We start from the raw sequence: 14,745 nt of genomic DNA, 5'->3' as shown, positions 1-14,745 counted from the left end.
GCTAATTTTTGCCGCCTTGTCTAAGCGTACATGGATGTCTTGAGTGGCTTGCAGAACCAGATATATTTTGATCAGAAACTGATTCAGAATGGCATAAAACCAACCATTAACATCACTAAAAAGAACAACTATCCATGAGATTTTGTGCAATATGGTATGTTTGAGCGTTTTAAATGCCCGGCTTTATATGGCTGTAATTAAAATTGTTTATTTAAACTGATGATTTTTGGGCTCATAGTTTGTAAAACATAAATTTGTATGTTGTTGTGTTTTGTACATAATGTGAAATTATTTAAACTATGGCCTCAATATCAACATATTGCCTTGAAAAGCCACTTATGTACCTCAATATCTAAGGTTTATGATATATCTCAGTACACTTAGTTGAGAACTGGTAGAGACTGATGGCATAGGAATAGATCGCCTGGTGAGCGAACAACAGAGAGATTCGTATTAAAATGATAACTAAGCTACTGACCAAGGTTATTGGTAGCCGTAATGACAGAACATTGCGTCGCCTGAGAAAAATAGTAAAACAGATTAATAATTATGAACCTGCCTATGAAGCTTTATCTGACGAAGAATTGAAAGCCAAAACTGCAGAGTTTCGTGAGCGTCTTTCTCAGGGAGAAACTCTGGATCAGCTACTTCCGGAAGCCTTTGCAACTGTCCGTGAAGCATCAAAGCGTGTCTTTGGTATGCGTCACTTTGATGTTCAGTTAATTGGTGGCATGGTACTGAATGGTGGTCGTATTGCAGAGATGAGAACAGGTGAAGGTAAAACTCTGACTGCAACGTTACCTGCTTATCTGAATGCTTTGCCGGGACATGGTATCCATGTTGTCACTGTGAATGATTATCTGGCGAAAAGGGATGCAGAAACCAATCGTCTTTTATTTGAATTTTTAGGAATGACAGTCGGTGTCAATGTTCCCGGCATGATGCCTGCGGAAAAACAGGAAGCCTATCAGGCAGATATTCTGTATGGTACAAATAACGAATTCGGCTTCGATTATCTTCGGGATAACATGGCTTTCCGTAAGGAAGATCGTGTACAGCGGGCCCGTTTCTTTGCCATTGTCGACGAAGTGGATTCAATCCTGATTGATGAAGCCCGTACACCACTGATTATTTCTGGTCCGGCAGAAGACAGCTCTGAACTTTATACCCGGGTGAATGCATTAATCCCAAATCTTGAAAAACAGGATCAGGAAGACTCAGAAGAGTACCGGGGAACGGGTCATTATACCGTCGATGAAAAAGCAAAACAGGTTTACCTCACAGAAACGGGTCAGGAGTATGTTGAAGAGTTATTAGTGGAAAGTAAGCTGATGGCTGAGGGTGAGACCTTGTATTCACCGGCTAATATCAGCTTATTGCACCATGTGAATGCAGCTTTACGTGCTCATGTTCTGTTCGAAAAAGATGTTGATTATATCGTGAATGAAGATGGTGAAGTTGTCATCGTTGACGAACATACGGGCAGAACGATGCCGGGCCGGCGCTGGTCTGATGGATTACATCAGGCGGTTGAAGCGAAAGAAGGCGTGCAAATTCAGAATGAAAACCAGACACTGGCATCAATCACCTTCCAGAACTACTTCCGTCTTTATGAAAAACTGTCAGGTATGACAGGTACTGCCGATACAGAAGCGTTTGAGTTCCAGTCTATCTATGGCCTGGATACGGTTGTGATTCCAACAAATCGCCCAATGATCCGTGACGATATGCCAGATGTGGTTTATCGAACAGAGTCTGAAAAGTTTGCAGCAATTATTGAAGACATTAAAGAACGTGTGCAAAAAGGTCAGCCAATTCTGGTGGGTACTGTTTCTATTGAAAAATCAGAATTACTCTCTCAGGCATTGAAGAAGGCCAAAATAAAACACAATGTACTCAATGCAAAATTCCATGAGAAAGAAGCGGAGATTGTCGCCGAAGCCGGTAAGCCTGCAGCTGTCACCATTGCAACCAATATGGCTGGCCGTGGTACAGATATCGTGTTAGGAGGCAGTTGGCAGACTAAGGTCGAGCAACTTGATAATCCGACTCAGGAACAAATCGATGAGATTAAGTCATCCTGGCAGATTGAACATGACAAAGTGCTTGAGTCAGGTGGTTTACACATCATCGGTACTGAGCGACATGAATCCCGCCGGATTGATAACCAGTTACGTGGTCGTTCCGGACGGCAAGGAGATGCCGGTTCTTCCCGTTTCTATTTATCAATGGAAGATTCACTGCTTCGGATCTTTACCTCAGACAGAATGGCAGGCCTGATTCAAAGTGGTATGGATGAAGGTGAAGCGATTGAAAGTAAGTTATTATCCCGTTCAATAGAAAAAGCTCAACGTAAAGTTGAGGGACGAAACTTTGATATTCGTAAACAGTTGCTTGAGTATGATGATGTTGCGAATGATCAGCGTAAAGTTGTTTACGAACTCCGTGATGAGCTGATGGAAGCAGATGATATCAGTGATATGATTGAGCAAAACCGTTTTGATGTCCTGACGACTGCAATTGATGAATATATTCCGCCACAATCTCTGGATGACATGTGGGATATTTCTGGCCTTCAGGATCGCTTGAAACATGATTTTGATTTGGATCTGCCAATTCAGGTTTGGCTGGACGAAGATGATAAATTGTATGAAGAAGCTTTGCGTGAGCGAATCATTGAAGCAGCTGTGAAAGTTTATCAGGAAAAAGAAACACTTGTCGGCGCTGAAGTTTTGCGCAACTTCGAAAAATCAGTGATGCTGCAAACACTGGATACATTGTGGAAAGAACATTTGTCAGCAATGGATCATTTGCGTCAGGGCATTCATTTGCGTGGTTATGCGCAGAAGAATCCTAAGCAAGAGTACAAGCGGGAGTCTTTTGAATTATTTGAAGGACTACTTGATTCATTGAAATTTGATGTTGTCTCTGTGCTTTCAAAAGTCAGGGTTCAGCAACCTGAAGATGTTGATCAGATGGAAGAGAGACGCAGAGCTCAGGCTGAGGAAGCGGCAAGACATGCACAAACTCAGCACGGTGGAAGTAGCGAAGTGCAGGATGAAAATCATCAGCCAATGGTTCGGGAAGACAGAAAAGTTGGCCGAAATGAACCTTGTCCGTGCGGAAGTGGCAAAAAATATAAACATTGCCATGGCAAGATTGCTTAATTAATTTGTTAGATTTGAATAAATTAAGTCGCTATATCTGTTATAGCGGCTTTTTTTTCATCCGGAATAAGAGTAAGTCATCATGAAAAGAGTCCATATTGTTGCAGCTGTTATATTGAATAAAGCACAATCTCAAATCTATATTACGAAACGTCCGGACCATCTCCATCAGGGCGGTTTATGGGAGTTTCCGGGAGGAAAGGTTGAAATTGATGAATCGGTTGAGGATGCGATGAGCCGCGAATTGTATGAAGAGATTGATATCAGGGTAAAACAGCAACATCGCTTTGAGTCTTTTGAGTATGATTACCCGGATAAGTCATTGGTGTTTGATTTTATGCTTGTCACCGCATTTGATGGAGAACCATATGGGAAAGAAGGTCAGTGTGGTCAATGGGTTAATATTAGCGAGCTGACCCAATATGAATTTCCGGCAGCCAATGTATTGATTGTTGAAAAAGTAATAAAAGAATACACATAGGCAGTTTCTTACTGGTCATACTGGTCACATCTCAAGAATATTGATAGTTTAAATACATATTACTGAATATCAGACTCCCCGAGCTTATATTCATATCTGACTAATCATGGAGAAATAAGCAATGATAAAAATTGCAATCGCAGGAGCTGCTGGCCGGATGGGGCGTAACCTTGTAAAAGCAGCCCGCCATCATTCTGACGCTTTGGTTGGTGCTGGTTCAGAACGTTCTGAGTCATCACTTATTGGTGTTGATGTAGGTGAACTATGTGGTGAAGGACATTTTGGCGTCAGTTTGGTTGATAACCTGGAAAGTGTCATTGATGACTTTGATGTTATTGTTGATTTTACAGTGCCTGCGAGCACATTAAAGAACCTTGAGCTCTGTCAGAAACATAATAAAGCTATCGTGATAGGAACGACTGGTTTTTCTGAATCTGAAAAGTCTGAAATTGAAAAATACGTTCAATCGGTTCCGGTTGTGATGGCACCGAACTATAGTGTTGGTGTGAATCTGGTATTTAAATTATTGGAGAAAGCAGCAAAAGTAATGGGCGACTATTGTGACATTGAGATTATAGAAGCCCATCACCGGCATAAAGTTGATGCACCGTCCGGAACTGCGCTGGGAATGGGGGAAGCGATTGCCGGAGCGATGGGGAATAAGCTTGGTGATGTTGCGGTTTATGCGCGTGAAGGGATTACCGGTGAAAGAAGCCGCGATGAGATTGGTTTTGCGACGGTTCGTGCCGGAGATATTGTTGGTGAGCATACCGCTATGTTTGCAGATATCGGAGAAATTGTCGAAATCTCACACAGAGCAACGGATCGGATGACATTTGCAAATGGCGCGATCAAAGCAGCTGTCTGGCTTGTCTCCAAACCTGCTGGTCTTTACACCATGACAGATGTACTTTCTCTCAACGAACTATAACTACATAATTATGCGTCAAATGGTTTTGGCGCATTCATTTCTGATGTTATCTGCCCATCTGTTTCCTTTCTTACATTCTGGTTGTTTAAACTCATTTTTATATTGATTATAAGTATTACAACGTCTTTTTTGCCTAAAAAAAATAAAAATAACACTTATCTGATGAGGTTAATCGATTGCTTCTGTTTTTATACATTTTCTATGTGAGTTTTGATGTTCATATTTCTGTATGGCGCTCTTTTATCCAATTGCTGTAAATTTACTATAATAAAGATGGTTTTTTAGTGGTTTTAGCGTGTTTTCTATTTCAACTGTTTAAAAGAAAAAGCTTTTGTTGGGTTGTATGTTGACAGAAATCACACCCGTCTATAAAATGTGTCCAATTTGTCCGAAATACGCTATGGTGTTCATAAATAGCAAGTAAGAAAGACGAATTTGCAGTTTAATACATTTTTTTTGAATTTTTATTCTGGAGGTTGTCTTGAGTAAGTCAGCACTGTTAGTCCTTGAAGATGGGACAGTGTTCCACGGAGCATCCATTGGCGCAGATGGGATATCCGTTGGTGAAGTCGTTTTTAATACCTCGATGACGGGGTATCAAGAGATCCTCACTGACCCTTCCTATTCCCGGCAAATCGTAACTCTTACCTATCCCCATATTGGAAATACCGGAACCAATACCGAAGATGAAGAATCTTCTGCTGTTCATGCACAAGGACTTGTGATTCGGGATCTTCCGCTTGTTGCCTCTAATTTCAGAAGCGAACAGTCATTGTCTGAATACCTTAAAGCCAAAAATATTGTTGGTATTGCTGATATCGATACCCGCAAACTCACTCGTATCCTGAGAGAAAAAGGCAGCCAGAATGGATGTATCATGGCTGGTGATAATCTGGATGAAGCCTTGGCTTTAACAAAAGCAAAAGAGTTTCCCGGATTGAAAGGGATGGATTTAGCAAAAGAAGTGACAACAAAAGAATCTTATCAGTGGACCCAGGGTTCCTGGACTTTGGAAAAAGGATTACCTTGCCCGAAAGATGAGACAGATTTGCCTTATCACGTCGTCGCTTATGATTTCGGTGCGAAAAGAAATATTTTACGGATGCTTGTGGATCGCGGGTGCCGTTTGACTGTCGTCCCTGCCAAGACAACGGCTGAAGAAGTTCTGGCAATGAATCCTGACGGCGTCTTCTTATCTAATGGCCCGGGTGACCCGGAACCATGTACTTATGCAATCGAAGCGACAAAAGTTTTTCTTGATAAAGGTCTGCCTGTGTTTGGTATTTGTCTGGGACATCAAATTCTGGCGCTGGCTTCTGGTGCTAAAACCATCAAAATGAAATTCGGTCATCACGGTGCAAACCACCCGGTGAAAGACCTTGAGCGGGATGTTGTGATGATCACTTCCCAGAATCATGGTTTTGCTGCGGATGAAGCCTCTTTACCTGACAATCTGAAAGCCACTCATAAGTCTCTGTTTGATGGTTCTTTACAAGGTATTCACCGTACTGATAAACCAGCTTTCAGCTTCCAGGGACACCCTGAAGCAAGTCCGGGGCCGCATGATGCTGCACCACTCTTCGACCATTTTATTGAACTGATTCAAAAACACAGCGCTTAACCGGAGTTACAAATAATGCCAAAACGTACCGATATAAAAAGTATTCTCATTCTGGGTGCTGGTCCTATTGTTATTGGTCAGGCTTGTGAGTTTGACTACTCTGGCGCTCAGGCATGTAAAGCGCTGAAAGAGGAAGGGTACCGGGTGATTCTGGTGAACTCTAACCCGGCGACAATTATGACTGATCCTGAGATGGCTGATTCAACTTATATCGAGCCAATTCAGTGGGAAGTTGTTCGAAAGATTATTGAAAAAGAACGTCCGGATGCTGTATTGCCCACCATGGGTGGACAGACTGCACTGAACTGCGCTCTGGATCTGGATCGCCATGGTGTTCTGGCTGAATTTGGCGTGGAAATGATTGGTGCAACAGCCGATGCGATCGATAAAGCGGAAGACCGTTCCCGTTTTGACGCGGCGATGAAATCTATCGGTCTGGAATGCCCGCGTGCAGATACTGCGAAAACGATGGAAGAAGCTTATCAGGTACTTGATAAAGTCGGCTTCCCTTGTATTATCCGCCCGTCCTTTACAATGGGCGGCACCGGTGGCGGTATTGCTTATAACAAAGAAGAGTTTGAAGAAATCTGTAGCCGCGGGCTCGATCTCTCACCAACTAATGAATTGCTGATTGATGAATCACTGATTGGCTGGAAAGAGTACGAGATGGAAGTTGTCCGGGATAAAAATGACAACTGTATCATCGTCTGCTCGATTGAGAACTTTGACCCGATGGGAATTCATACCGGAGACTCAATTACGGTTGCACCGGCGCAAACACTCACGGATAAAGAATACCAGCTGATGCGGAATGCTTCTCTGGCTGTTCTGCGTGAAATCGGTGTAGAAACCGGTGGTTCTAACGTTCAGTTTGGTATCGATCCAAAAGATGGCCGGATGGTGATCATCGAAATGAACCCGCGGGTCTCCCGTTCTTCTGCGCTTGCTTCGAAAGCGACAGGTTTCCCGATTGCAAAAATTGCAGCGAAACTGGCCGTTGGTTTCACCCTTGATGAGTTAACCAATGATATTACCGGTGGTGTAACGCCGGCTTCATTTGAGCCTACCATTGATTATGTCGTCACGAAGATTCCGCGTTTCAACTTCGAAAAATTCGCCGGAGCAAATGATCGCCTGACAACACAGATGAAATCTGTGGGTGAAGTGATGGCGATTGGCCGTAACCAGCAGGAATCTTTGCAAAAAGCATTAAGAGGACTGGAAGTTGGTGCGACCGGATTTGATGAAATTGTTGACCTTGAATCTCCGGATGCACTCACCCGGATTCGTCAGGAACTCAAAGAAGCAGGTGCTGAGCGAATCTGGTATATCGCAGATGCTTTCCGCGCAGGCCTTTCTGTCGATGGCATCTTTAAGCTGACGAATATTGACCGTTGGTTCCTCGTGCAAATTGAAGAATTGGTGCGTCTCGAAGAGCAATTGAAGGCCAGTGGTTTTGCTGGTCTGACTGAAGAGGTCCTTCGTCAGGTGAAACGCAAAGGTTTCTCTGATGCCCGTTTATCGAAGCTGGTAGGCGTTTCAGAAAATGAAATTCGCCGCTTGCGTGACCAGTTCAGCATTTATCCGGTTTACAAACGGGTTGATACCTGTGCTGCCGAATTTGCTTCTTCAACGGCATATATGTATTCATCCTATGATGACGAATGTGAAGCTCAGCCAACCAGCCAGAAGAAAATTATGGTTCTGGGTGGTGGCCCGAACCGGATTGGTCAGGGGATAGAATTTGACTACTGCTGTGTTCATGCTTCACTGGCTTTGCGTGAAGACGGTTATGAGACCATCATGGTCAACTGTAACCCGGAAACCGTTTCAACCGACTATGACACTTCTGACCGTCTCTATTTCGAGCCAGTGACACTGGAAGATGTTTTGTCGATTGTCAGGGTTGAACAACCGACCGGTGTGATTGTTCAGTATGGTGGCCAAACGCCTTTAAAACTGGCCCGTGAGCTTGAAGCTGCCGGAGTGCCGATTATCGGAACCAGCCCTGATGCAATTGACCGTGCAGAAGACCGGGAGCGTTTCCAGCAGGCAGTTGAGCGCCTTGGACTGAAGCAGCCTGAAAACGCGACTGTCACGGCGATTGAACAGGCGGTTGATAAGGCTGAGAAGATTGGTTATCCGTTGGTTGTTCGCCCTTCTTACGTGCTGGGTGGCCGGGCGATGGAAATCGTGTATGACGAGGCTGATTTACGTCGTTACTTTAACGAAGCTGTTAGTGTTTCGAATGAATCTCCGGTCTTACTCGATCACTTCCTTGACGATGCCATTGAAGTTGATATTGATGCGATCTGTGATGGTGAGCGCGTTGTGATTGGCGGTATTATGGAGCATATCGAGCAGGCAGGAGTTCACTCCGGTGATTCTGCGTGTTCTCTGCCTCCTTATACCCTGAGTCAGGACATCCAGAATGTCATGCGCGAGCAGGTAGAAAAACTTGCTTTTGAACTTGGTGTTCGCGGATTGATGAATACCCAGTTTGCGGTGAAAAACAATGAGGTTTATCTGATTGAGGTGAATCCGCGTGCAGCCCGTACAGTGCCGTTTGTTTCTAAAGCAACGGGTGCACCACTGGCTAAAATTGCAGCCCGTGTGATGGCTGGACAGTCACTGACCGAGCAGGGATTCACTCAGGAAATTGTACCGCCTTACTATTCAGTCAAAGAAGTCGTTTTGCCGTTCAACAAGTTCCCGGGCGTGGATCCACTGCTTGGGCCTGAAATGCGTTCGACAGGTGAAGTGATGGGCGTAGGCAGTACTTTTGCGGAAGCGTTTGCAAAAGCTGAGCTGGCGTGTGGGCACGTTTATCCTGAAGGTGGCCGGGCTCTGATTTCTGTTCGGGCTGGCGACAAACAGCGGGTTGTTGATTTAGCGCATCAGTTGCTTGAGCTGGGATGTCATCTGGATGCGACTCATGGTACGGCAGTCGTCTTAGGTGAAGCTGGGATCAATCCCCGCCTGGTGAACAAAGTACATGAAGGACGTCCTCATATTCTGGACCGGATTAAGAATAATGAGTATACGTACATCATTAATACGGCATCCGGACGTCAGGCGATTGAAGATTCGAAAGTATTGCGCCGCGGTGCTCTGGCTGAAAAAGTGAACTACACAACGACACTGAATGCAGCATTTGCAACGGCAATGGCACATACCGCGAATCCGAAAAACTCGGTGATTTCTGTTCAGGAAATGCATCGTAAAATAAAATAATTTTTGTATTTCTTCTGTCTTAAAGCCTGGCTTTCATGTCAGGCTTTTTTTCATTTGATACCAGGGTCTTTTTATTGTCTTTCAGGTGGTTATATGGGTTTCTGTTATTCTGGTTTTGCAGTATGCTGACACTTTTGTCAGAGCTTTGTTGTTTATGCACCAAAATTATAAATCTACACAGGGGATTACAGCGAACTGGGCATCTCCGCATCAGCCTGAAGGTAAAAAATTCCTGGATATTGAATATGAATCTCAATCCGGACTGACCTTTGAGCAGGCGATCAATTTTGCGAAGAATTTTAACTGGCAGCAGGAACTGGATAAATTGAACCAGGGGGAAGGGACTGCCGGGCTGTTACTTCATAAAGCGGAGAGTGAACAAGATATCATGAGTTTCTCACTACTTCCGCTGGACAAAGATGTCTTTTTGTTAAGCCTTGATATCCTCAATAAAAGCCAGAAGCGGGGATTTTGGGACAAAGCTTCTGCTTCAGTCGACCTGGGTGAATGCAGCATGGATGAGCTGGAGGTGAAGTTGTCACCTTTACATCAATACAGCATTTCTCAACTGTATGATCAATACAGGGAACAGAGTCGTAAAGATGGAATAAAACAAAGAATTGCCTGCACGATTTTTATAGTCATGCTGTTCTGTTTTGTTGGATTTTTGATTGGGCATTGGATTGATCCGTTAATGAGTCCGTCTTTCGATAAGAGGTTTTGGCCATCACTTTTATATGTTGGTGGTCCGTTATCTGTGTTGTTTGCGTTTACTGCCCATTTTCGTCAAAGCCTGAAAGGGGCGACCTTTGGAACTCAGTTGATGCTTGTTTGTGGCCTTATCTTTATCGGACCGATGAGTGTGCTTTTTATGGTACAAGGTATCGCGGTTCCGCTACATTTACTGATTGCTGAACCAGGTACCCAGATAGAGCGTGTTTCTGATAAATCTGATGACTGGTATGGACATGGCCGGGGAAGTTGTGATGGAAAACTCTGGCTTCGTTCTCCTTCAGATCCTTCTGCTGAAAGGCTTTTATGTGATGTTCCCAAAGCGGTTTGGCATCATGTTTCTGTGGGGGATATGCTTTTACTGGAGGGGGCGAAGTCACCGATTGCGATGACCGTGAAAAAAATTTCGTTCTTGTCAGGTGAGAAGGAGAAGATTTCAGATGAATGAGAGATGGTATGGATATTTCTGTTGAATTACTGACATTACTTTTTTCTGTTGCTGTCGTTGCAGGGTGGATTGATGCGATTGCCGGTGGTGGTGGATTGATCACGGTTCCTGCATTATTAGCGGCAGGCGTGCCGCCAGCTCAGGCCATTGCAACGAATAAACTGCAGGGATCGTTCGGGAGCTTTTCTTCAACACTTTATTTTATCCGTAGTGGGCTGGTTTCACTCCGGCAAATGCGCCTGGCTATCTTGTGTACGTTTGTTGGTGCGGTGTTTGGTGCCGGATGTGTTCAGCTGATAGATGCCACGATATTAACCAGTCTGATTCCTCTTTTATTGCTTGGTATTTCAGCATACTTTCTGTTTGCTCCTCAGCCCGTCTCTGATTCACACGGGAAGCCTGCAGTTATATCTGAAGCGGTGTTTGCTTTGTGTGTTGGTACTTGCGTTGGGTTTTATGATGGCTTCTTCGGACCGGGAACCGGTGCTATTTTTGCTGTTGCCTATGTGACATTGATGCGTTTCTCTTTGGTTGAAGCAACTGCCAGAACCAAGGTGTTGAACTTTACTTCGAACATTGCCGCGCTCAGCTTTTTTATTCTTGCCGGGCTGCCGGTATGGAAAATTGGATTAGTGATGGCTGCCGGACAGTTTATTGGTGCGAGAACCGGCGCAAAAATTGTGGTGAGCAAAGGGCAGAAATGGATTCGCCCTCTGGTCGTGACGATGTGTATTCTGATGGCATTGAAGCTATTGTGGGAGCAACATCAGCAATGGTTATTATCCATACTCTAGAGCGTATTTATCTTTCATCGCCTCCGGCAGGAACGGCGATGAAAGACATACACGCCTTGAGGCAAGCGGGAATCATATTTCTTCTGATAGTGCTTTTATCGCTGAACCAGCAGTCTATGATTCCCGCTTGGCTGTTTTAAAATTATTCCGGATTACTTATTCATTGCGAACACCGGCAATGACAGGTGCCAGCGAATCGCGCCGAGCCGGATAATGAGCGTTGACACCAGCCCGGCAAGCAGCGCGATCTGGTGATTATATTCAAGTGCAATGGCTGTGGTATGGAAGATACCCCCCACAATACATGCCGTCGCATAAACTTCATGGCGCAGTACCATGGGAATTTCTCTGGCTAATACATCACGGATAATTCCGCCGCCACAGCCCGTTAGCACCCCCATCATCACAGCCACCAGATAAGAATCCTGATAGGCGAGTGCTTTATCGACGCCAATCCCGACAAAAACAGCCAGACCAATGGCATCGCATACTGGTAAAACCCACCAGGGGATACGCTTGGGACGCCGGACAATCATCATGGTCAGAAAACAGGTCGATAAAATGACCCAAAGATAGGTGGTATCATGAATCCAGAAGATGGGGGTCGCATCCAGCATAATGTCGCGAATTGTCCCGCCACCAATTGCGGTCACCCCACCTAACACGATGACACCGAACGGATCCATTCTTAGTTTTCCTGCAAGTATGACGCCCGAAACTGCAAATACCGCAGTGCCAAATAAATCAATCAGATAAAGAAACATAAACAGCCACCGATGCATATCCGCGGGTTAAACTCGAAAAATTGAGCGCATTGTAAATAAAAATGCACTGAATCGTTAGTGATTTTGCCGGACGGAATCAAAATACCGGCAGACTTCTTTGACCGCATATAAAGTTCGTGGTGTAGGGCGATTCATCCAGTCGGCATGCACTGACCAGATATGATGATGTTTCACCGCTGGAATATCCGGCCATTCAGACCACAGATTTTCTTTCTGGCTCTGCTCATCTGTTTTGAAGATCACTTCTGGCCGCGCAAGGAGCACTTTTTCGAGGCTAACCTGAGGATATGGCGTGATTGCATCCCGGAAAACATTCACTCCACCACATAAGTCAAACACTTCGGCAGGCCAGCTGTGACGAGCCATAGTTATGAGTGGTTTACTGCTCAGTTGATAAAAATAGGTCACTTTCCGGCGATGCTGGTATTTGTGTTTTAATGCAGTCACAGCGTCGCGGATATGTTGCGCATTCTTCAGGCCTTCCTGCGGGTTATCTGCAAACTGGCTCAGGTCCTCAATATTTTGTGCGATATCACTCAGGGTGGAGATGTGAGACGGATAAATCCGAAGTCCCATTCGTTTGAGCTTATTGATTTCTTTGGGAGGATTCCCGTCCGGCCAGCTAATCACCAGATCAGGCTTCAGCGCAAGAATTTTTTCGATATTCAGGCCGTGATAATTGGCAACTTCAGGAAGTTTTTGCGCCTGAAGCGGATAGTCACTGTGCTTGCTGACCGCAATCACTTTGTCACCCAGTCCGGCTGCAAAAGCAATTTCAGTCGCGTGTGGTGACAGCGTGATCACTCGTGAAACAGGCTTTGCAAAACAAGCTGGAGAGAGGCAAAGAAACAGAATGAAAAAGTGTACATATCTCATCAGATGACCTGCATGATCATGAAGGTTATCAGGCTTTGCGCCAGAATCCAGATGAATGTACGCTGATTGAGCATTCTCTGAGTCTGGGAGAGATGCAGTGCTGACGGAACAATCCGGCCGCCTATTTTGGTCCGGACAGATTTTTTTCCATCATAAATGGCAGGTCCGCCAAGAGACAGATTCAGTTTATTTCCTACGGTTGCCAGTAGCCAGCCGGGAGCAAATGATGGCCAGATAGCCGCCTGGGTGCGGATTTGTCTCCAGGGCAAGGACTTACCCGGTAAAAGCAGGCCGGTGAAAAGGATGGACGGAATCGCCTCAAGCAGTGCCAGTAATCTGGCGCTGGTGACGCCAAAAGGGTAGCAGGCCGGTTGAGAAGGAGACCACGCCCGGCTCAGTTCCGTTATCAGGCGGAATATGAATGCACCGCAGCCACCGGCAATGCCATACCAGAACATGACAGCGACGACTTGCCGGGCTTGCCCGACAATAAGTGTTTCAGCCCCGGCTTTTCCAAGACCGACAATAGATAATGCTGCTGTTTGACGATTATTGGTCTCAGATAAAAGCTGTCTTGCAGTCTGTTTATCTTCTGTTGATAAAGCTTTTATCAGACCCGACGCCAGCTGGGTTTGTTCCCGCCAGTTCAGTGCGAGTAATAAAAGGGCGAGGTCATAAAATTCGGGTTGCCAGACTAAAGGACGGAAGGCTATCAATAATATCAGGGCGGGAATGACCATCAGCGCCCAGGCCATTGCGCCGGAAATTCCTTTTTGCGTAAAACTATTTGGTCCATTAACTTTCTCTGCCAGAATTTCGGCAAATTTGTGCCACAGTGTGACAGGATGAGCATGCCGCGGAATCGGGAGAATAAAATGAATCAGCAAAGCGCCCCACAAAATAAGCAGAGCGCTGTTTGCCTGAATGATTTCAATGACAGGGTTCATTAATTCAGAATTTTTCAGGATGAATGCAGTAATTCAAGCATTTTTAATACCATATCTGATGAACTCTTCGCCGCCAGCGGCAGGAATTCGTCAAAAGACATGGGTGATTCTTTATCTGCAACGTCAGAAATGGCTCTGACGACAACAAATGGTGTTCCGAACTGGTAACAGGTTTGAGCAATCGCCGCTGCTTCCATTTCAACCGCGATGACCTGAGGGAAGTGCTCCCGGATAAATGCCTGCCTTTCTGGTTTACAGACAAAGGTATCACCGGTACAGATTAGCCCGCGGACAGCGTGATGATTTCCCTGGGTCAGCGCTTTTTCTGCCAGATCAATCAGTTTGGCATCGGCGGCAAATGCAGCGGGTTGTCCTGCCATTTGTCCCTGCTCATATCCAAAAGCGGTCAGGTCGGCATCGTGATGACGGACTTCAGTTGAGATGACCACATCACCCATTGTCAGTGATGCGTCGAATCCTCCGGCAGAGCCGGTGTTAATCACAATATCCGGTTGATAGAGTTCCAAAAGTAAGGCGGTTCCGACCGATGCGGCAACTTTACCGATACCTGACTGCAGCAGCACAACGTCTATGCCGTTAATCTGACCGGTAAAGTATGTACATCCAGCTTTTTTTTCTTCTTTAAGCTGGGTTAATGCCGATTTTAAAAGTGCAACTTCCTGCTCCATTGCACCGATAATGCCGATTTTCATGGCGTATCTCTCACTG

11 protein-coding genes are annotated in these 14,745 nt (G+C 45.2%); 7 read left to right on the top strand and 4 right to left on the bottom strand.

Features of this window, described 5'->3' with window-relative positions:
• Positions 1 to 458 precede the first annotated feature (458 nt).
• The 7 genes from secA to OCV29_RS14580 all read left to right on the top strand — a co-directional run bounded on the left by secA (position 459) and on the right by OCV29_RS14580 (position 11,408).
• Positions 459 to 3,167 (top strand): preprotein translocase subunit SecA, encoded by a 2,709-nt coding sequence (gene secA, locus OCV29_RS14610; protein ID WP_073602590.1) that lies wholly within the window; start codon positions 459 to 461, stop codon positions 3,165 to 3,167.
• Between the two features lie 82 nt (positions 3,168 to 3,249).
• Positions 3,250 to 3,648 (top strand): 8-oxo-dGTP diphosphatase MutT, encoded by a 399-nt coding sequence (gene mutT / locus OCV29_RS14605; protein WP_073602589.1) that lies wholly within the window; start codon positions 3,250 to 3,252, stop codon positions 3,646 to 3,648.
• Between the two features lie 121 nt (positions 3,649 to 3,769).
• Entirely contained in the window at positions 3,770 to 4,579 is an 810-nt protein-coding gene (dapB, locus tag OCV29_RS14600) for a 4-hydroxy-tetrahydrodipicolinate reductase (RefSeq protein WP_073602588.1), read from the top strand.
• Between the two features lie 481 nt (positions 4,580 to 5,060).
• Positions 5,061 to 6,200: a glutamine-hydrolyzing carbamoyl-phosphate synthase small subunit gene (carA, locus tag OCV29_RS14595; RefSeq protein WP_073602587.1), complete on the top strand. Its 1,140-nt coding sequence runs from the start codon at positions 5,061 to 5,063 to the stop codon at positions 6,198 to 6,200.
• A 15-nt stretch (positions 6,201 to 6,215) separates the two neighbouring features.
• A complete protein-coding gene (carB, locus tag OCV29_RS14590; protein WP_073602586.1) occupies positions 6,216 to 9,434 on the top strand; it encodes a carbamoyl-phosphate synthase large subunit in 3,219 nt (1,072 codons plus the stop codon).
• A 154-nt stretch (positions 9,435 to 9,588) separates the two neighbouring features.
• Positions 9,589 to 10,614: a hypothetical protein gene (locus tag OCV29_RS14585; RefSeq protein WP_139281510.1), complete on the top strand. Its 1,026-nt coding sequence runs from the start codon at positions 9,589 to 9,591 to the stop codon at positions 10,612 to 10,614.
• An 8-nt stretch (positions 10,615 to 10,622) separates the two neighbouring features.
• Positions 10,623 to 11,408: a TSUP family transporter gene (locus OCV29_RS14580; protein ID WP_073602697.1), complete on the top strand. Its 786-nt coding sequence runs from the start codon at positions 10,623 to 10,625 to the stop codon at positions 11,406 to 11,408.
• A 152-nt stretch (positions 11,409 to 11,560) separates the two neighbouring features.
• On the opposite strand, the gene OCV29_RS14575 is transcribed toward OCV29_RS14580, so the two are convergent.
• The 4 genes from OCV29_RS14575 to mtnN form a co-directional block, all read right to left on the bottom strand.
• Positions 11,561 to 12,172 carry a TRIC cation channel family protein gene (locus OCV29_RS14575; protein WP_073602696.1) on the bottom strand — a complete coding sequence of 204 codons (612 nt, stop codon included), beginning with the start codon at positions 12,170 to 12,172 and terminating at the stop codon, positions 11,561 to 11,563.
• Between the two features lie 75 nt (positions 12,173 to 12,247).
• On the bottom strand, positions 12,248 to 13,069 hold the full coding sequence (btuF, locus tag OCV29_RS14570; RefSeq protein ID WP_073602584.1) for a vitamin B12 ABC transporter substrate-binding protein BtuF: 822 nt from the start codon (positions 13,067 to 13,069) through the stop codon (positions 12,248 to 12,250).
• Positions 13,069 to 14,016, bottom strand: coding sequence for a cobalamin biosynthesis family protein (locus tag OCV29_RS14565; RefSeq protein WP_073602583.1), 948 nt, complete (start codon positions 14,014 to 14,016; stop codon positions 13,069 to 13,071). Before OCV29_RS14565 ends, btuF begins: the two co-directional genes overlap by 1 nt.
• Positions 14,017 to 14,030: 14 nt before the next feature.
• The gene (mtnN, locus tag OCV29_RS14560) at positions 14,031 to 14,729 is read right to left on the bottom strand and encodes a 5'-methylthioadenosine/S-adenosylhomocysteine nucleosidase (protein WP_073602582.1); all 699 of its coding nucleotides are present in this window, start codon (positions 14,727 to 14,729) and stop codon (positions 14,031 to 14,033) included.
• Between the last annotated feature and the right edge of the window lie 16 nt (positions 14,730 to 14,745).

Origin of the sequence: Vibrio aerogenes, from assembly GCF_024346755.1 — a bacterium.
In the GTDB taxonomy this organism is placed as follows: domain Bacteria; phylum Pseudomonadota; class Gammaproteobacteria; order Enterobacterales; family Vibrionaceae; genus Vibrio; species Vibrio aerogenes.
The sequence above is the reverse complement of the archived record's forward strand: the minus strand, read 5'-3'. Positions and strand labels throughout refer to the sequence as shown.

Bases quoted from the DNA above. Each gene is read 5' to 3' on its own strand.
- secA (WP_073602590.1), top strand. From the start codon at position 459: ATGATAACTAAGCTACTGACCAAGGTTATTGGTAGCCGTAATGACAGA.
- mutT (WP_073602589.1), top strand. From the start codon at position 3,250: ATGAAAAGAGTCCATATTGTTGCAGCTGTTATATTGAATAAAGCACAA.
- dapB (WP_073602588.1), top strand. From the start codon at position 3,770: ATGATAAAAATTGCAATCGCAGGAGCTGCTGGCCGGATGGGGCGTAAC.
- carB (WP_073602586.1), top strand. From the start codon at position 6,216: ATGCCAAAACGTACCGATATAAAAAGTATTCTCATTCTGGGTGCTGGT.
- OCV29_RS14585 (WP_139281510.1), top strand. From the start codon at position 9,589: ATGCACCAAAATTATAAATCTACACAGGGGATTACAGCGAACTGGGCA.
- OCV29_RS14580 (WP_073602697.1), top strand. From the start codon at position 10,623: ATGGATATTTCTGTTGAATTACTGACATTACTTTTTTCTGTTGCTGTC.
- OCV29_RS14575 (WP_073602696.1), bottom strand. From the start codon at position 12,172: ATGTTTCTTTATCTGATTGATTTATTTGGCACTGCGGTATTTGCAGTT.
- btuF (WP_073602584.1), bottom strand. From the start codon at position 13,069: ATGAGATATGTACACTTTTTCATTCTGTTTCTTTGCCTCTCTCCAGCT.
- OCV29_RS14565 (WP_073602583.1), bottom strand. From the start codon at position 14,016: ATGAACCCTGTCATTGAAATCATTCAGGCAAACAGCGCTCTGCTTATT.
- mtnN (WP_073602582.1), bottom strand. From the start codon at position 14,729: ATGAAAATCGGCATTATCGGTGCAATGGAGCAGGAAGTTGCACTTTTA.